The organism is Pseudomonas sp. CIP-10 (genome assembly GCF_020911845.1).
In the GTDB taxonomy this organism is placed as follows: Bacteria; Pseudomonadota; Gammaproteobacteria; order Pseudomonadales; family Pseudomonadaceae; genus Aquipseudomonas; species Aquipseudomonas alloputida.
In genome coordinates this window covers 5,921,161-5,938,087 of record NZ_CP087160.1, presented here as the reverse complement: position 1 = coordinate 5,938,087, position 16,927 = coordinate 5,921,161, and the positions used below count along the sequence as shown (strand labels likewise).

The 16,927-nt window shown below is 61.9% G+C and carries 15 protein-coding genes; 10 read left to right on the top strand and 5 right to left on the bottom strand.

Translation table 11 applies throughout. The features are described 5' to 3' along the window. The first annotated feature begins 336 nt into the window (after nucleotides 1–336). The 8 genes from LMH93_RS26720 to LMH93_RS26685 all read left to right on the top strand — a co-directional run bounded on the left by LMH93_RS26720 (nucleotide 337) and on the right by LMH93_RS26685 (nucleotide 10,845). Complete coding sequence (locus LMH93_RS26720) at nucleotides 337–1,626, top strand: MFS transporter (protein WP_003253318.1); 1,290 nt, start codon at nucleotides 337–339, stop codon at nucleotides 1,624–1,626. Nucleotides 1,627–1,862: 236 nt separating this feature from the next. Next, complete coding sequence (locus tag LMH93_RS26715) at nucleotides 1,863–2,861, top strand: phosphate ABC transporter substrate-binding protein PstS (protein ID WP_014754876.1); 999 nt, start codon at nucleotides 1,863–1,865, stop codon at nucleotides 2,859–2,861. Between the two features lie 138 nt (nucleotides 2,862–2,999). Further along, complete coding sequence (locus LMH93_RS26710) at nucleotides 3,000–5,288, top strand: ABC transporter permease subunit (RefSeq protein ID WP_003253322.1); 2,289 nt, start codon at nucleotides 3,000–3,002, stop codon at nucleotides 5,286–5,288. A 71-nt stretch (nucleotides 5,289–5,359) separates the two neighbouring features. Further along, nucleotides 5,360–6,976: a phosphate ABC transporter permease PstA gene (gene pstA, locus LMH93_RS26705; protein ID WP_173881456.1), complete on the top strand. Its 1,617-nt coding sequence runs from the start codon at nucleotides 5,360–5,362 to the stop codon at nucleotides 6,974–6,976. A gap of 72 nt (nucleotides 6,977–7,048) precedes the next feature. After that, nucleotides 7,049–7,882, top strand: a complete 834-nt coding sequence (gene pstB, locus LMH93_RS26700) for a phosphate ABC transporter ATP-binding protein PstB (protein ID WP_003253327.1) — start codon at nucleotides 7,049–7,051, stop codon at nucleotides 7,880–7,882. Between the two features lie 101 nt (nucleotides 7,883–7,983). Further along, nucleotides 7,984–8,754, top strand: coding sequence for a phosphate signaling complex protein PhoU (gene phoU, locus LMH93_RS26695; protein WP_003253329.1), 771 nt, complete (start codon nucleotides 7,984–7,986; stop codon nucleotides 8,752–8,754). Between the two features lie 163 nt (nucleotides 8,755–8,917). Next, entirely contained in the window at nucleotides 8,918–9,802 is an 885-nt protein-coding gene (locus tag LMH93_RS26690) for a response regulator (protein ID WP_003253331.1), read from the top strand. Nucleotides 9,803–9,948: 146 nt separating this feature from the next. Beyond that, nucleotides 9,949–10,845, top strand: coding sequence for a peptidoglycan DD-metalloendopeptidase family protein (locus LMH93_RS26685; protein WP_003253334.1), 897 nt, complete (start codon nucleotides 9,949–9,951; stop codon nucleotides 10,843–10,845). A 12-nt stretch (nucleotides 10,846–10,857) separates the two neighbouring features. Here the strand turns inward: LMH93_RS26685 and LMH93_RS26680 are convergent, their stop codons facing one another. The 3 genes from LMH93_RS26680 to phoB all read right to left on the bottom strand — a co-directional run bounded on the left by LMH93_RS26680 (nucleotide 10,858) and on the right by phoB (nucleotide 14,417). Beyond that, entirely contained in the window at nucleotides 10,858–12,198 is a 1,341-nt protein-coding gene (locus tag LMH93_RS26680) for a hemolysin family protein (protein ID WP_003253336.1), read from the bottom strand. 173 nt (nucleotides 12,199–12,371) lie between these two features. After that, entirely contained in the window at nucleotides 12,372–13,679 is a 1,308-nt protein-coding gene (phoR, locus tag LMH93_RS26675; protein WP_004575204.1) for a phosphate regulon sensor histidine kinase PhoR, read from the bottom strand. A gap of 48 nt (nucleotides 13,680–13,727) precedes the next feature. Further along, nucleotides 13,728–14,417: a phosphate regulon transcriptional regulator PhoB gene (gene phoB, locus LMH93_RS26670; protein WP_003253341.1), complete on the bottom strand. Its 690-nt coding sequence runs from the start codon at nucleotides 14,415–14,417 to the stop codon at nucleotides 13,728–13,730. Between the two features lie 173 nt (nucleotides 14,418–14,590). On the opposite strand from phoB, the gene LMH93_RS26665 reads away from it, so the two are divergent. Then, complete coding sequence (locus LMH93_RS26665) at nucleotides 14,591–14,962, top strand: COG4315 family predicted lipoprotein (RefSeq protein WP_020190123.1); 372 nt, start codon at nucleotides 14,591–14,593, stop codon at nucleotides 14,960–14,962. Nucleotides 14,963–15,082: 120 nt separating this feature from the next. On the opposite strand, the gene ubiA is transcribed toward LMH93_RS26665, so the two are convergent. Beyond that, the gene (gene ubiA / locus LMH93_RS26660; RefSeq protein WP_004575206.1) at nucleotides 15,083–15,973 is read right to left on the bottom strand and encodes a 4-hydroxybenzoate octaprenyltransferase; all 891 of its coding nucleotides are present in this window, start codon (nucleotides 15,971–15,973) and stop codon (nucleotides 15,083–15,085) included. Beyond that, the gene (locus LMH93_RS26655) at nucleotides 15,973–16,530 is read right to left on the bottom strand and encodes a chorismate--pyruvate lyase family protein (RefSeq protein ID WP_230064752.1); all 558 of its coding nucleotides are present in this window, start codon (nucleotides 16,528–16,530) and stop codon (nucleotides 15,973–15,975) included. Before LMH93_RS26655 ends, ubiA begins: the two co-directional genes overlap by 1 nt. A gap of 225 nt (nucleotides 16,531–16,755) precedes the next feature. Here LMH93_RS26655 and LMH93_RS26650 point away from each other — a divergent pair, with 225 nt between their 5' ends. Beyond that, a complete protein-coding gene (locus tag LMH93_RS26650) occupies nucleotides 16,756–16,923 on the top strand; it encodes a rubredoxin (RefSeq protein WP_003253349.1) in 168 nt (55 codons plus the stop codon). Nucleotides 16,924–16,927: the final 4 nt, after the last annotated feature.

Here is a 16,927-nt window from a genome sequence, read left to right as displayed (position 1 = left end):
CTTTTCGTTGGTGTGGCGCAAAGGCCGGGTAAACGATTCAGCTTGAAACATACTACGCCGATTTCGTTTCACTGGGCGGCCGTAGGGAAACTCTGCGAAACCGCCTGACAATAGTGACCGGCGTTTTCGCACAACATCCCACGTTAGGAGCAACATAATCCTACGAAATGCCAGTATATAGGGCATAACGGCCAGCGACGACCGCGCATTCACGAATATCTGTGTGGATTTTGTATCGCTTTCGGCGTAGCTCGGCAATTTGCTATCTTCGCCTGTCTCCAATCCAGAAGCCGCGCGCCAAGCGGCCTGCATGCCCTATAAAGAGAACAACGAGCGATGACTTCCGTGCCCAGCAGTATCGAGCAGCCCTCGCGGCCGCTGACCCGCAGCGACTACAAGACCCTCTCACTGTCCGCCCTGGGCGGCGCGCTGGAGTTCTACGATTTCATCATCTTCGTGTTCTTCGCGACGGTGGTGGGCAAGTTGTTCTTCCCGGCCGACATGCCCGAGTGGCTGCGGCTGATGCAAACGTTCGGCATCTTCGCCGCCGGCTACCTGGCGCGGCCGCTGGGCGGCATCATCATGGCCCACTTCGGCGACTTGCTCGGGCGCAAGAAGATGTTCACCCTGAGCATCTTCATGATGGCCCTGCCGACCCTGATCATGGGCCTGCTGCCGACGTATGCGCAGATCGGTATGTGGGCACCGATCCTGCTGTTGCTGATGCGTGTGATCCAGGGCGCGGCAATCGGCGGCGAAGTACCGGGCGCATGGGTGTTCGTCTCTGAACACGTGCCGGCTCGCAACACCGGCTATGCCTGCGGCACCCTGACCGCCGGCCTGACTGCCGGCATTCTGCTGGGCTCGCTGGTAGCGACCTTGATCAACAGCGTGTACAGCGCGGAAGAAGTGGCTGACTACGCCTGGCGTATCCCGTTCCTGCTTGGCGGTGTGTTCGGCCTGTTCTCGGTGTATCTGCGCCGTTGGCTGCACGAGACCCCGGTGTTCGCCGAAATGCAGCAACGCAAGGCACTGGCCGAGGAGTTGCCTCTGCGCGCCGTGCTGCGTGACCACCGTGGTCCGATCATCCTGTCCATGCTGCTGACCTGGATGCTTTCAGCCGGCATCGTGGTGGTCATCCTGATGACCCCGGCGCTGCTGCAGAGCTTCTACCACATCAGCCCGACCGACTCGCTCAAAGCCAACAGCCTGGCCATCGTGTTGCTCAGCTTTGGTTGTATAGGTGCCGGCAGCCTGGCCGACCGCTTTGGTGCAGGCCGCGTGTTCGTGATCGGCAGCCTGCTGCTGCTGGCCAGCTCCTGGACCTTCTACCACAGCCTGCCGACCCGCCCCGAGTTGCTGTTCCCGCTGTATGCCGTGACCGGCCTGTGCGTGGGTGTGATTGGCGCAGTGCCTTATGTAATGGTCAAGGCGTTCCCGGCGGTGGTGCGTTTCAGCGGGTTGTCGTTCTCGTACAACGTGGCCTACGCCATCTTTGGTGGGCTGACACCGATGGTGGTGACCGCACTGCTGAAGGTGAGCCCGATGGCGCCTGCCTACTACGTGGCAGGCCTGTGCGCCGTCGGTCTGGCCGTGGGCCTGTATCTGCTCGCCAACAAGCGCTGATCTGCGCTACGGCTACTGGCCTCTTCGCGGCTAAAGCCGCTCCTACAGGGTTTGGCACAGGCCTCAAGGCCGACACCGGACCTGTAGGAGCGGCTTTAGCCGCGAAGAGGCCACACCTGCTTTCAGTGATGGCCTTTCATCCAATTGTCATAATGAAGTCATATCGTGTTCATGCGGCCTGCCGATACTTGGGCCCGTTCCATCCAACACCCCAATATTCCTGCTAGGAGCAAGGCATGAAACTGAAGCGTTTGATGGCGGCCCTTACCTTTGCCGCCGCTGGCGTTGCAACCGCCAACGCGGTAGCCGCTGTCGATCCTGCGATCCCGACCTACACCAAGACCACGGGTGTTTCGGGCAACCTCTCCAGCGTCGGTTCCGACACCCTCGCGAACCTCATGACTCTGTGGGCCGAGGCCTACAAGAAGGAATATCCGAACGTAAACATCCAGATCCAGGCTGCCGGCTCCTCTACCGCGCCACCCGCGCTGACCGAAGGCACCGCCAACCTCGGCCCGATGAGCCGCAAGATGAAGGACGTCGAGCTGCAAGCCTTCGAGCAGAAGTACGGCTACAAGCCGACCGCCATCCCGGTCGCCGTCGACGCCCTGGCCGTGTTCGTGCACAAGGACAACCCAATCAAGGGCCTGACCATGGCTCAGGTTGACGCCATCTTCTCTTCCACTCGCCTGTGCGGTGGCAAGGCCGAGATCAAGACCTGGGGCGACGTCGGTGTGACCGGCGACCTGGCCAACAAGCCAATCCAGCTGTTCGGCCGCAACTCGGTATCGGGCACCTACGGCTACTTCAAGGAAGAAGCCCTGTGCAAAGGCGACTTCAAGCCTAACGTCAACGAACAGCCTGGCTCGGCTTCGGTCGTGCAGTCGATCAGCTCCTCGCTGAACGGCATCGGCTACTCGGGTATTGGTTACAAGACCGCCAGCGTGAAGACCGTAGCCCTGGCCAAGAAAGAAGGCGGCGAGTTTGTTGAAGACAACGAAGCCAACGCCCTGAACGGCACCTACCCGCTGTCGCGCTTCCTGTACGTCTACGTCAACAAGGCGCCGAACAAGCCTCTGGCCCCGCTGGAAGCCGAGTTCGTCAAGCTGGTGCTGTCGCAAGCGGGCCAGCAGGTGGTGGTGAAGGATGGCTACATCCCGCTGCCGGCCAAAGTCGTCGACAAGACCCTGGCTGACCTGGGCCTGTCGCACGCCGGTAACGTTGCAAAGAAGTAAGTAATTAAGAGGAGGCCGGTGCCACAGCCCGGCCTCTTCCACGAATTTCCAGTCCGAAGCCAGGTTCCCTGTGCGGCGGGCTTTCGCGCGTCACCACTTTGTAATGTTTTTGTCACACGGGACCGCTAGGGTGTGCGCATGAATGATCTGGCCAATTCCAACATGACCCAAAACTCCCAGCCCGTGCGCATTGATTTCAATACGCCCGAGTTGCAACGCAAGCGCCGCATGCGCGCGCTCAAGGACCGCCTGACCCGCTGGTATGTGCTGGTAGGCGGGCTTGCCGTATTGGCGGCAATCACGTTGATCTTCTTCTACCTGGCTTATGTGGTGTTGCCACTGTTCCAGGGCGCCGAGCTGACCAGCAAGAAAGCCCTGGAGCCGACATGGCTGCAGCAGGATGCCGGTAAGCCACTGATGATCGCGCTTGAAGAGCAGAATCAGGTGGGGATGCGTGTTTCGGACAAGGGCCAGGCATTGTTCTTCGATACCAAGACCGGTAACGAACTCAAGCGTGTCGATCTGGCAGTGCCGGCGGACACCCAGGTTACTTCCATCAGTACTGACCAGCCGGGCAGCGCGCTGGTGGTTCTGGGCTTGTCCAATGGCCAGGCCCTGGTGTTCCACCACACCTACAAGATCACCTACCCGGACAACAAGAAAACCATCACCCCTGGCATCGACTATCCGTACGGCGAGCAATCGTTCGTGCTCGACGAGCAGGGGCGTGCGCTGGACCACGTCAGCGTCAACGTCAATGGTGACACCCTGCTGCTGGCCGGCTCTACCGGTGCTCAGCTGCAGGTGGTCGAGCTGACGCGCACGGAAAACATGATGACCGAAGAGGTCACCACCGAGCAGAACCGCATCGAACTGCCGCAAATGACCGAGACGGTGAAGAATATCTTCATCGACCCACGCCAGCACTGGCTGTACGTGATCAACGGCCGCGCCACGGCCGACGTGTTCAGCCTGCGCGACAAGAGCCTCAACGGCCGTTACAAGTTGTCTGATAGCGCCGACACCGAAATTACTGCCACGGCCCAGCTGGTTGGCGGCATTTCGCTGATCATCGGTGACTCCAAGGGCGGGCTGGCCCAGTGGTTCATGGCCCGCGACCCGGATGGCGAATCGCGCTTCAAGCAGATCCGTACCTTCCAGATGGGCAAGGCGCCGATCGTGCAGATCGACGCCGAAGAGCGCCGCAAGGGCTTCATCGCCCTCGACGCCGAAGGCAAACTGGGCGTGTTCCACAGCACTGCACACCGAACCCTGCTGGTAGAGCCGGCTGCCGAAGGCCCTGGCACGCTGGCCCTGTCGCCACGCGCCAACCGCATCATCATCGAAGAAGGCGGCAAATTGTTGCCGTTTAGCCTGCGCAACCCGCACCCGGAAGTTTCGTTCAGCGCGCTGTGGGGCAAGGTGTGGTACGAGAACTACGACGAGCCGAAGTACGTCTGGCAATCGACCGCTTCGAACACTGACTTCGAGCCTAAACTGAGCCTGTCGCCGCTGACCTTCGGAACCCTGAAGGCCGCGTTCTACGCCATGATCCTGGCCGCCCCGCTGGCCATTGCCGCAGCCATCTACACCGCCTACTTCATGGCCCCGCGCATGCGCCGCAAGGTCAAGCCGGTGATCGAGCTGATGGAAGCGATGCCGACGGTGATCCTCGGCTTCTTCGCCGGCCTGTTCCTGGCCCCGTACCTGGAAGGCCACCTGCCCGGTGTGTTCAGCCTGTTCCTGCTGATGCCGATCGGTATCCTGCTGGCCGGCTTCTTCTGGAGCCGGCTGCCGGAGTCGATCCGCCTGCGTGTACCGGATGGTTGGGAAGCGGCGATCCTGATTCCGGTCATCCTGTTCACCGGCTGGTTCGCCCTGACCATGAGCCCGCACCTGGAAAGCTGGTTCTTCGGCGGTGACATGCGCCTGTGGATCACCAACGATTTAGGCATCACCTACGACCAGCGCAACGCCCTGGTGGTCGGTATCGCCATGGGCTTCGCGGTCATCCCGAACATCTACTCGATTGCCGAAGATGCCGTGTTCAGTGTGCCGCGCAGTCTGACCCTGGGCTCGCTGGCACTGGGCGCGACGCCTTGGCAGACCCTGACTCGCGTGGTCATCCTCACCGCCAGCCCGGGCATCTTCTCGGCGTTGATGATCGGCTTGGGCCGTGCGGTCGGCGAGACCATGATCGTGCTGATGGCCACCGGCAACACACCGGTGATGGAGATGAACCTGTTCGAGGGCATGCGCACCCTGGCCGCCAACGTGGCCGTGGAAATGCCGGAGTCGGAAGTCGGTGGCAGCCACTATCGCGTGCTGTTCCTGGCCGCCCTGGTGCTGCTGATGTTCACCTTCATCATGAACACCTTGGCCGAGCTGATTCGCCAGCGTCTGCGCAAGAAATACTCGTCGCTTTGATAGAAAGGTAGCGATCCGTGAAAAAGGATTCCCTCAAAGGCTGGTTCAAGAGCGGCGCCCCAGGCGTCTGGATGAGCGGCGGCGCGGTGGCCATGGCCGTGATCATGACCGTCGGCCTGCTGGCGGTGATCGCCGTGCGCGGCCTGGGCCACTTCTGGCCAGCCGATCTTGTCCAGGCCACCTACAAGGTGCCAGGCCAGGCCGATCACGTCGTCATTGGCGAAGTGGTGCAGAAGGAGGAAGTACCCCGTGCTCGTCTGAAGGGGGCTGGCCTGCCAGTGCCTGACCAGGGCCCGGAGTTCATGACCCGCGAGCTGATCAAGGTGGGTAACCGCGACCTCAACGGCAGCGACTTTACCTGGGTGGTCGGCGACTGGCTGGTCGACGAACAGCGCCCCGCTGACCTGATGGCCCTTGAGCGCCGCGAGTGGGGCAACTTCTATGGCTACCTGGTCAGCGTCAAGGAACAAGGCCGTGTGGTTGCCGAAGGCCCCGCTGCCTGGAACGAACTGCAGGCCCGCCTCAAGCGTGCCAACCAGCTCAACAGTGAGCTGCAGCAGCTGGAGAAGAAGGACATCGGTGCCATCAACCATGGCCTTGAGCGCCTGCGCCTGCAAGCGCGCAAGCTGGAGCTGGACGGCAAGCTGGACGCCGCCGCCCAGGCCGACATGGACGCCGATCGTGCCGAACTGAACAGCCGCTACAAGGCTATCGAAGAACGCCTGACCGGCCTGCACCAGGCTTTCTCCCGCGACAGCCTGGTGGCCCGGGATGGCAACGGCCGTGAAGTGGAAATCAACCTGAGCAAGGTGGTGCATGCCGTTCAGCCGAACGGCATGTCGGCGTTTACCAAGCTGGGCACCTACTTCGGCAAGGTCTGGGAGTTCCTCAGCGACGACCCGCGTGAAGCCAACACCGAGGGCGGTATCTTCCCGGCCATCTTCGGTACCGTGATGATGACCCTGATCATGGCCGTGATCGTTACCCCGTTTGGCGTGCTGGCTGCCGTGTACTTGCGTGAATACGCCAGGCAGGGCCCGGTCACCCGGCTTATCCGCATTGCGGTGAACAACCTGGCCGGTGTTCCTGCGATCGTCTACGGTGTGTTCGGTCTCGGCTTCTTCGTCTATGTGCTGGGCGGCTCGATCGACCGCCTGTTCTTCCCCGAAGCGTTGCCGGCGCCGACCCTGGGTACCCCGGGCCTGCTGTGGGCATCGCTGACCCTGGCATTGCTGGCGGTACCGGTGGTGATCGTGGCCACCGAAGAAGGCCTGGCGCGAATTCCGCGCACCGTGCGTGAGGGCTCGCTGGCGTTGGGCGCAACCAAGGCCGAGACCCTGTGGAAAATCGTCCTGCCCATGGCCAGCCCGGCCATGATGACTGGCATGATCCTCGCCGTGGCCCGTGCCGCCGGCGAAGTGGCGCCGCTGATGCTGGTAGGTGTGGTGAAGCTGGCGCCGTCGCTGCCGGTGGATGGTAACTACCCGTACCTGCACCTGGACCAGAAGATCATGCACCTGGGCTTCCACATCTATGACGTCGGCTTCCAGAGCCCGAACGTCGAAGCTGCGCGGCCGCTGGTTTATGCCACTGCGCTGCTGCTGGTGCTGGTGATCGCGACCCTCAACCTCTCTGCCGTGTGGATTCGCAACCACCTGCGCGAGAAGTACAAGGCGCTGGACGGCTGACCCTGATTGCAAGCGTGCCGCCCGTAAGCCGGGCGGCCCTTTGAAACGACTTGATAGCGTATGGAGTTGACCATGCAGCAAGATTCCCACACCCATGGCATCGACATGTCTGCCCTGGGCCGCAACAAGCAAAGCCTGCGAATGGCTGAAGAAACCGTGGCCATCGAAGTGCCGGGCCTGAGCCTGTTCTATGGCGACAAGCAAGCGCTGTTCGACGTGCAGATGAACATCCCGAAGCAGCGTGTGACCGCCTTCATCGGCCCATCCGGCTGCGGCAAGTCGACCCTGCTGCGCACCTTCAACCGGATGAACGACCTGGTTGACGGTTGCCGTGTGGAAGGTGCCATCAACCTGTACGGCAACAACATCTACCGCAAGGGCGAAGACGTTGCCGAACTGCGCCGGCGTGTGGGCATGGTGTTCCAGAAGCCGAACCCGTTCCCCAAGACCATCTACGAGAACGTGGTCTACGGCCTGCGCATCCAGGGCATCAACAAGAAGCGCGTGCTTGATGAGGCCGTCGAGTGGGCGTTGAAGGGTGCGGCCTTGTGGGACGAGGTCAAGGACCGTCTGCACGAGTCGGCGCTGGGCCTGTCCGGTGGCCAGCAGCAGCGTCTGGTCATCGCCCGCACCATTGCCGTGGAGCCGGAGGTGCTGCTGCTTGACGAACCGTGCTCGGCGCTGGACCCGATCTCGACCTTGAAGGTCGAAGAACTGATCTATGAATTGAAATCCAAGTACACCATCGTCATCGTGACCCACAACATGCAGCAAGCGGCGCGTGTTTCGGATTACACCGCGTTCATGTACATGGGCAAACTGGTCGAATTCGGGGATACCGATACCCTGTTCACCAACCCGGCGAAGAAGCAGACCGAAGACTACATCACCGGTCGCTACGGCTAAGCGCCGCTCGCGAAACAGGCACCTCGGTGTCTGGCACCGGCGTTGCCGGTGTTCGCGGGTGAACCCGCTCCTACAGGGCCGCGCTACCAAAGGACAAAACGATGATCAACAAAGAAAGCCTTACCCATCACATTTCCCAGCAGTTCAACGCCGAGCTGGAAGAGGTGCGCAGCCACCTGCTGGCCATGGGCGGGCTGGTGGAAAAGCAGGTCAACGACGCGGTTACCGCGCTGATCGAAGCCGACTCTGGTCTGGCCCAGCAGGTGCGCGAGGTTGACGAGCAGATCAACCAGATGGAGCGCAACATCGACGAGGAGTGCTTGCGCATCCTCGCCCGCCGCCAGCCAGCAGCCTCGGACCTGCGCCTGATCATCAGCATTTCCAAGTCGGTGATCGACCTGGAACGCATCGGTGACGAGTCGACCAAGATCGCCCGCCGCGCCATCCAGCTGTGCGAAGAGGGCGAGTCGCCACGTGGTTATGTCGAGGTGCGCCACATTGGCGACCAAGTGCGCAACATGGTCCGGGATGCGCTGGACGCCTTTGCCCGCTTCGACGCCGACCTGGCGCTGTCGGTGGCCCAGTACGACAAGACCATCGACCGCGAATACAAGACCGCGCTGCGTGAGCTGGTGACCTACATGATGGAAGACCCGCGCTCTATCTCGCGGGTGCTGAGCGTGATCTGGGTGCTGCGCTCGCTGGAGCGTATTGGCGACCATGCGCGCAACATCTCCGAACTGGTGATCTACCTGGTGCGCGGTACCGACGTGCGCCACATGGGCCTCAAGCGCATGACGGCAGAAGTGCAGGGCACTGCCGTCGCCAACGGCGAAAAGGCTAATGTTCCGGGTGAATCTGACGATAAGTAAGGTTGCTCCCGAGCATCGACGCCCGGCCTTGGCCGGGCGTTTTCGTTTGCGGTCGAGAGCCGGCAGGCACCCGCGAACGATGTGAAGAAGTCCCGGCGTGACCAGGTTGTAGCAAATGGCCATTATTTGGCAGTAGGCTAGTCGGGATTCATAAGGAGTATCGATGAGTAAAGTGAATGTGCTGGTCGTGGATGACGCCCCGTTTATCCGTGATCTGGTCCGCAAGTGTCTGCGCAACGCCTTCCCGGGTATGGCCATCGACGACGCGGTCAACGGTCGCAAGGCCATGGCCATGCTCGGCAAGGAAGCGTTCGATCTGGTCCTCTGCGACTGGGAAATGCCGGAAATGTCAGGCCTGGAACTGCTGACCTGGTGCCGTCAGCAGCCTGCACTGAAGAACCTGCAGTTCATCATGGTGACCAGCCGTGGCGACAAGGAAAACGTCATTCAGGCGATCCAGGCGGGCGTTTCCGATTTTGTAGGCAAGCCGTTCACCAACGAGCAACTGCTGACCAAGGTAAAAAAAGCCCTGACCAAGATCGGTAAGCTCGACAGCCTGATGGCCACCGGCCCGGCGCGAGCCAACCCGGCGTTTGCCAACGATTCGTTGAACGCGCTGACTGCGGGCAAGCCCGAAGCGGTCAAGGTTGCAGCGCCGGTACCGGCCAAGCCTTTGGTCGCCGCACCCGCACCTGCTGCCCCCGCGCCGAGCGGCCGCGGCCAGGGCCAGCTGCGCCTGGCCAGTGGCATGCAGCCATGCGTGATCAAGGCGTTGAGCCTGAAAGAGGCACTGCTGGTGGTACGCCGCAGCGAAGTGCTGCCACAGGTGCTGGAAGGTGCGGTGCTGGACCTGGAGCAGGGCGAAAGTGCCGAAGTTGCTCGCCTGAACGGCTACCTGCATGCGGTGGCGGCGCTGGAGCCAAAACCTGACAGCGACTGGTTGCAGTTGACGTTCAAGTTTGTCGATCAGGATGCCCAGAAGCTCGACTACCTGTCTCGGTTGATTGCCCGCGGCACTGCGCAGAAGCACTTCACCCCCGGTGCCTGACCCCGGCCCCGCGTCATGCTTTGGGCAGGAGCAGCACACGGGTGCTCCTGCCCAAGCCCGAGTTGCCCCATCCGACCAACTGCAATACCTACCGTAAAACCCGCTGCTAGGCTTCGACAGATCATAACTGTCAAAAAGCCACTATCATGCCCGCGCGCCTGCTGCTGTTCTGTGCATTGCTCATGGCCTCGGCGTCGAGCCAGGGCGTGACGCTCTACAAGATCACTGACGATTCCGGTGTCGTCTCCTATTCCGACCGCCCTGGCCCCGGCGCCAAGCCCTTGGTGTTGCTCGAACCCATGGTCGAAACGCTCGAAGGCCAGGTACTGCTGAACGCGAAAACCTTCGACGGTGGCGTGAGCTTTTCGGCACGAAACGAGCTGCATGTGCCGGTAGAGGTAGAGTTGCGGCTGGACAACCTGGTCAACGCACAAGGCGGTGATGCCCCGCGTATCGTGCGCCGGCTGCTGCCGCCGCGCACCACGCAGATGCTCAGTGTGCTCAGGGGGCGGCCCGGGCTGCTGCTGAACTACCGTTCGACCCTGCTGCAGGCCATGGGTGATCCGGGCAAACGGCCGCTAGGCTTCCGCTATGCGTTCCCGTGGATTGGCGGGCCGTTCCGCGTCACTCAGGGCCCCAATGGCCGTGTCAGTCATTTTGGGCCCCGAGGGCGCTACGCCATGGATATCGCCATGCCCGAAGGCACCCCCATCATCGCGGCGCGGGAAGGGGTGGTGGTGAAGACGCAGAACAGCCAGAGCGGGCGCGGCCCCAACCCCTCGGGTAACTTTGTCAGGATTTTGCACCCGGACGGCACCATGGGCGTCTACCTTCACCTGATGCGTGGTTCGGTGATGGTGGCGGAGGGGCAACGGGTACGGCAGGGCCAGATGCTGGCCAAGTCGGGCAATACCGGCAACAGCACTGGGCCGCACCTGCATTTTGTGGTGCAGCGCAATGTGGGGTTGGCGCTGGAGTCGATACCTTACCGCTTCGACAGGCCGATCAGCGGGATGCCGGATTTCACTGCCGGCAACCCCTGACCGATTGGGCCATCAATCCAGCTTCAGCACCTTGGCCAGTACGATCTTGGGCCCTTTCATCTTCTTGATGATGATGCGCAGCCCTTCGACTTCCAGCACTTCCTCTTCTTCCGGCACGCGCTTGAGCGTCTCGTAGATCAACCCGGCCAGGGTTTCGGCCTCGATGTGGTCAAGGTCGATACCCAGCAGGCGTTCGACCTTGAACAGTGGGGTGTCGCCGCGCACCAGCAACTTGCCCGGCTGGTAGGCGAGAATGCCACGCTCGGTCTTGCGGTGCTCGTCCTGGATGTCGCCCACCAGCACTTCCAGCACGTCTTCCATGGTCAGGTAGCCGATCACCTTGCCATCGGCTTCCTCTACCAGCACGAAGTGCGCGCCGCCCTTACGGAACTGCTCCAGCAACTGGGCCAGCGGCATGTGCCGCGACACGCGTTCGAGTGGCCGGGCAAGGTCCTCCAGGTCGATGGTCTCTGGCAAGTGCTCCAGCTCAGCCAGCTCCAGCAGCAGGTCCTTGATGTGCAGCAGGCCGGTGAATTCTTCGCGCTCGGCGTCGTACACCGGGTAGCGGCTGAACTTGTGGCGGCGCACCAGGGCCAGGATCTGCTTCAGAGGCGCATGGGCGTCGATGCTGATCATGTCCTCACGCGAGTTGGCCCAGTCGACCACTTCCAGCTCGCCCATTTCCACGGCCGAGGCCAGCACGCGCATGCCTTGGTCGCTTGGGTCCTGGCCACGGCTGGAGTGCAGGATCAGCTTAAGTTCTTCGCGGCTGTAGTGGTGCTCGTGGTGCGGGCCAGGCTCGCCCTGGCCGGCAATACGCAGGATGGTATTGGCGCTGGCATTGAGCAGGTAGATGGCCGGGTACATCGCCCAGTAGAACAGGTAAAGCGGCACGGCGGTCCACAGCGACAGCAGCTCTGGCTTACGGATAGCCCAGGACTTGGGGGCCAGCTCGCCAACCACGATGTGCAGGTACGAGATGACGAAGAAGGCGACGAAGAACGAGATCGCCTTGACCAGCTCGGCGCTGTCCACGCCGAAATAGGCCAGCAATGGTTCCAGCAGGTGGGCGAAGGCGGGCTCACCCACCCAGCCCAGGCCCAGCGAGGCGAGGGTAATGCCCAATTGGCAGGCCGACAGGTAGGCGTCGAGCTGGTTGTGAACCTTGCGCAGGATGTTGCCACGCCAGCCGTGCTTTTCGGCGATGGCCTCTACGCGTGTAGCGCGCAGCTTGACCATGGCGAACTCCGCAGCAACGAAGAAGCCGTTGAGCAGCACCAGCAGGAAGGCAAAGATGATCATGCCGAAGTCGGCGAATAACGAGGTGAGGCTAATACCAGAGGAAGGGTCCATGATGGAGTTTTTACGGGGTCCGTCTTTGAGATAGAGAGAAAAAAAGTGCCAGCTTTTGCTGGCACAGGGGACCCAATGTAGCGGCTGGGGCCGTAAAAGCAAAGGGCAGCGGACTCATTGCAGTCCCTGTGGGAGCAGGCATGCCCGCGAAGGCCCGCGCAGCAGCCTCAATCTCAAGCCTTTTCGTTGGCCAATTGTGCTGGCGCAAAGTGACAGGTAAAGGTGCTGCCATGCCCCGGTACACTGCTGATTTCCAGCTTGCCCCGGTGGCGCATCAGCACATGCTTGACGATTGCGAGCCCCAGCCCGGTACCGCCGGTATTCGATGCACGGCTGGAGTCTACGCGGTAGAAGCGCTCGGTCAGGCGTGGCAAATGCTTGGCATCGATGCCCACCCCCGAGTCCTGCACCGACAGGTGTGCGCCCTGGGCATCGGCCCACCAGCGGATGCGGATGCTGCCTTCGTCCTGGGTGTACTTGACTGCATTGAACACCAGATTGGAAAAGGCACTGCGCAATTCCGACTCGCTGCCCTTCAGCTTGACGCCAGGCGCAGCTTCCAGGCTGATGCGCTGGTTGCGCGGCCCGGACAGGGCCTGGGCGTCGTTCTTGATGGCGGCGAGCAGGGCATCGACCGCCACCGGCTGGTTGTCCGATGGGTAATCGGTGGCTTCCAGTTTGGCCAGTAGCAACAAATCGTTGAGCAGGGTTTGCATGCGCGAGCCTTGCTGGCTCATCTGCTGCAGGGCGCGGCTCCACCGCGGGTTCACGTCCTCGACGTTGTCCAGCAGGGTTTCCAGGTAGCCGGTGATTACCGTCAGCGGCGTGCGCAGCTCGTGGGACACGTTGGCGACGAAGTCCTTGCGCATCTGTTCCAGCTGGTGAATGCGGGTGACATCGCGCACCAGCATCAGGTGTTCATTGTTGCCGTAGCGGGTGATGTGCAACTGCACACGCATGCGGTCATTGATCGGCGAAGGGATTTCCAGCGGTTCGAGGTAGTTTTCTGCCTCGAAGTACTCTTTGAAGAGCGGGTGGCGCACCAGATTGGTCACTTGCTGGCCGCCGTCCTGTGGGGTCTTGAAGCCCAGGAGGGTCTCGGCGGCGCGGTTCCACCATTCCAGGTTGCCGTCGCTGTCGAGCATGATCACCGCGTCACGCAGCGCAGCGGTGGACTCCTGCACCCGGTCGATCACTGCCTGCAGGCGGCCCCGTACGCGCTGGTCGCGGCGTTGCAGGTGGTAGATGCTATCGAATACCTCGCCCCACAGGCCGTAGCCATCGGGCGGTGCTTCGTCGGGTTGGTGATTGCGCAGCCAGTCGTGCAAGCGCAGCAGTTGCTTGAGGGTCCAGCCCAGATAGAGCGCCAGGCCAATGGCCAGGCTCCAGCCGTAGTAGCCGCTGATCAGCCCGCCGATCAGGCAGACGGTAATCAGCAACAGCAGATGGCGAATCAGGGTTGCATGCCAGTTCTGGTTCAATTGACGATCCTTGTACAACGATGTGCAGCTTGGCGCTCCAGAGCTCGATCAGCTCTTGGTCGAGAAGCGGTAGCCAGTGCCCCGGACGGTTTGTACCAGATTCTCGTAAGCTTCACCCAGCGCCTTGCGCAGGCGACGGATGTGCACGTCGACGGTACGTTCCTCGACGTAGACGTTGCCGCCCCACACCTGGTCCAGCAATTGGCCTCGGGTGTAGGCGCGCTCCTGGTGGGTCATGAAAAACTGCAGCAGGCGGTATTCGGTAGGGCCCATCTCGGCCGGCTTGCCGTCGATGGTCACACGGTGGCTGATCGGGTCGAGCAGCAGGCCGCCGACCTCGATCGGCGCCTCGCTGTCGCTCGGGCCAGTGCGGCGCAGCACGGCTTTCAGTCGCGCTACCAGTTCACGCGGCGAGAACGGCTTGGTGATGTAGTCGTCGGCGCCCACTTCCAGGCCCTGGATCTTGTTGTCTTCTTCACCCTTGGCGGTGAGCATGATGATCGGAATATCACCGGTCAGCTCGTCGCGCTTCAGGCGGCGGGCCAGCTCGATGCCGGAGGTGCCCGGCAGCATCCAGTCGAGCAGGATCAGGTCCGGTTTGCGGTCGACGATGATCGCGTGGGCCTGTTGGGAGTTTTCCGCTTCCAGGCAGTCATAGCCGGCCATTTCCAGGGCAACGGCGATCATCTCGCGAATGGGCGCTTCGTCGTCGACGATCAGAATGTTCCTGCCTACCATGCTCAAAACCTCTCCTGGATTCGGTGTCTTGGCCCGCATTAGATAACGGAATTATTGCAGCTGTGTGACAGGGTGTTGGCCGTTCTGGCGACATTCCGTGACTGAACTAGGCTACAGAGGGCCGCTTTAATGGCAACCCGAACCCATTTCCCCCCGAAACAATGGTGAATCCAATGACACGACATACGCTGAGCTGGATGGCCCTTTTCACTGCGTTGGCGCTCCCGGGGGTGGCGTTGGCCCACCATGCCATGGAGAAGGATGGCATGTGGGTCGATCATGCCGGCATGACCCTGTACACCTTTGACAAGGATGCGGGTGGCAAGTCGATGTGCAATGGCGAGTGCGCCAAGAACTGGCCACCGTTGATGGTCAAGAAAGAAGACGAAGCACCGAAGGATAAATGGACCCATGTAACGCGTGACGACGGTTCGATGCAGTGGGCTTACGACGGCAAGCCGCTGTATACCTTCATCAAGGACAAGAAGGCCGGTGACATGACCGGTGACGGCATGAAAGACGTCTGGCACGTTGCCAAGCCTTGAGATAGCCGGGGCCGCTGTGCGGCCCATCGCGACACAAGGCCGCTCCCACATGGTTCGACGTACGCCGATCAATGTGTGCGGCCTTGTGTCGCGATGGGCTGCGCAGCAGCCCCAAACTACTCAGCGCAACGCGTAATCCAGCACCACCCCGATAAACACAAGCATCCCCGCCCAGTGGTTGTGCAGAAACGCCTTGAAGCACGATTCCCGGTCCAGCTTGCGCGTTGACCAGTATTCCCAGGCAAAGCACGCCGCCGCACCCAGCAACCCAAGGTGGAACCAGCCACCCAGGTCGAAGCGGCTACCGGCCAGCAACAGGCAGCCCAGCGACAGCAACTGCAGGGTCAGGATGATGCTGCGATCAGCGTCGCCGAACAGGATCGCAGTGGATTTCACACCAATTTTCAGGTCGTCATCGCGGTCGACCATGGCGTAATAGGTGTCATAACCCACCGTCCACAGCAGGTTGGCGATATACAGCAGCCAGGCGCCGGCCGGCAACTCACCGCCAGCGGCTGTAAAAGCCATGGGAATGCCCCACGAATACGCCGCCCCCAGCACCACCTGCGGGTAGTAGGTGTAGCGCTTCATGAACGGGTAGCAGAACGCCAAGGCCACCGCCCCGAACGACAGCCAGACGGTGCGGCTGTTGGTGCACAGCACCAGCAGGAAACTCACCCCGACCAGAATCGCGAACAGTGTCAGCGCCTCGCGTGGCCGCACCCGGCCACTGGCCAGGGGGCGGTCGGCGGTCCGCTTGACGTGGCCGTCAACCTTGCGGTCGGCAAAGTCGTTGATGCAGCAGCCGGCCGCGCGCATCAGCACCACACCAAGGCCGAAGATGAGCACATTGGCCAGGGTGGGTGACCCATTGCCGGCAATCCACACTGCCGACAGGGTCGGCCACAACAGCAGGTAGATGCCTATCGGCCGGTCCATACGGCTGAGCTGGACGAAGTCCCAGGCCCGTGGATGCAGGCGGTTGAGCGACTTGAGCAGTTGCAGGTACATCAGCGGATTTCCTCCTTGGCCGCTTGCCACAATGCCGGCAGAAACACTTCTGCCACCAGCAGGTCCAGACCGTTGCGCTCGAAGCGCGAGCGGCGGCCCCAAAGCGCCGCATGTGCAGCTTCGGACGGCAGCCAGGCCTGTGGATAAGTGCACACTTCGAGTGGATGACGGATGAACGCCTGGTCGCAGAACAGCAGCTCGCCCAGCGAGCGGCTGCCCAAGGATTCCAGGTCCAGACCGCCACGTTCCAGGGCGCTGCGGCTGGCCACGCTGCGGGCGAACACCCAAGGTTGGCCATGGCCGCGCAGGTACACTTCGCGCACCCAGCCTTCGGCGCCAGCAGCGATGCCCAGCGCTTGGCATTCGTCATCGCGCAGCGGCTGCCAGCCCTCGAACAACGGGGTGACGGAAAAGTGATCGATGGACAGACGGGTCAGGCGGCGGGTCAGCGAGCCCTCGTCGAACAGCCAGTCAAGGGTGGGCTGGTCGATGTCGGTCGCCAGCTGTGAATACGGCAGCCACGCGACAGCGGCTGCTTGCGGGGATTCGTACGACACGTCGGTATGCTTTGTTACAGCCAGAGAGGCGGCGAGCTTAGCATGATTGCCCCAACTGCTTGCATACTGCCGGCAGGGCCGCTACAAAGCCCCCACGCATTGCGCGCTGGCCCTGTTCGCGGGCAAGCCCGCCAGGCCTGCGCGGTCACTGTAGGAGCGGGCTTGTCCGCCAAGAGGCCATCAGCAGCAACACAAGCCCCAGCCTGAACCGAGGAAATAGACCTGATGAAAAAGTGGCAATGTATTGTCTGTGGCCTGATCTACGACGAAGCCGAAGGCTGGCCCGACGACGGCATCGCCCCCGGCACCCGTTGGGAGGATGTGCCTGAAGACTGGCTGTGCCCCGACTGCGGTGTCGGCAAAAGCGACTTTGAAATGATCTCCATCGGTTAATCGA

Excerpts from the sequence above, each read along its gene's own strand:
- LMH93_RS26710 (WP_003253322.1), top strand. The coding sequence starts at position 3,000 with ATGAATGATCTGGCCAATTCCAACATGACCCAAAACTCCCAGCCCGTG.
- LMH93_RS26690 (WP_003253331.1), top strand. The coding sequence starts at position 8,918 with ATGAGTAAAGTGAATGTGCTGGTCGTGGATGACGCCCCGTTTATCCGT.
- pstB (WP_003253327.1), top strand. The coding sequence starts at position 7,049 with ATGCAGCAAGATTCCCACACCCATGGCATCGACATGTCTGCCCTGGGC.
- ubiA (WP_004575206.1), bottom strand. The coding sequence starts at position 15,973 with ATGTACCTGCAACTGCTCAAGTCGCTCAACCGCCTGCATCCACGGGCC.
- phoB (WP_003253341.1), bottom strand. The coding sequence starts at position 14,417 with ATGGTAGGCAGGAACATTCTGATCGTCGACGACGAAGCGCCCATTCGC.
- LMH93_RS26665 (WP_020190123.1), top strand. The coding sequence starts at position 14,591 with ATGACACGACATACGCTGAGCTGGATGGCCCTTTTCACTGCGTTGGCG.
- phoU (WP_003253329.1), top strand. The coding sequence starts at position 7,984 with ATGATCAACAAAGAAAGCCTTACCCATCACATTTCCCAGCAGTTCAAC.
- LMH93_RS26680 (WP_003253336.1), bottom strand. The coding sequence starts at position 12,198 with ATGGACCCTTCCTCTGGTATTAGCCTCACCTCGTTATTCGCCGACTTC.
- LMH93_RS26650 (WP_003253349.1), top strand. The coding sequence starts at position 16,756 with ATGAAAAAGTGGCAATGTATTGTCTGTGGCCTGATCTACGACGAAGCC.
- pstA (WP_173881456.1), top strand. The coding sequence starts at position 5,360 with ATGAGCGGCGGCGCGGTGGCCATGGCCGTGATCATGACCGTCGGCCTG.
- LMH93_RS26715 (WP_014754876.1), top strand. The coding sequence starts at position 1,863 with ATGAAACTGAAGCGTTTGATGGCGGCCCTTACCTTTGCCGCCGCTGGC.
- LMH93_RS26720 (WP_003253318.1), top strand. The coding sequence starts at position 337 with ATGACTTCCGTGCCCAGCAGTATCGAGCAGCCCTCGCGGCCGCTGACC.
- LMH93_RS26685 (WP_003253334.1), top strand. The coding sequence starts at position 9,949 with ATGCCCGCGCGCCTGCTGCTGTTCTGTGCATTGCTCATGGCCTCGGCG.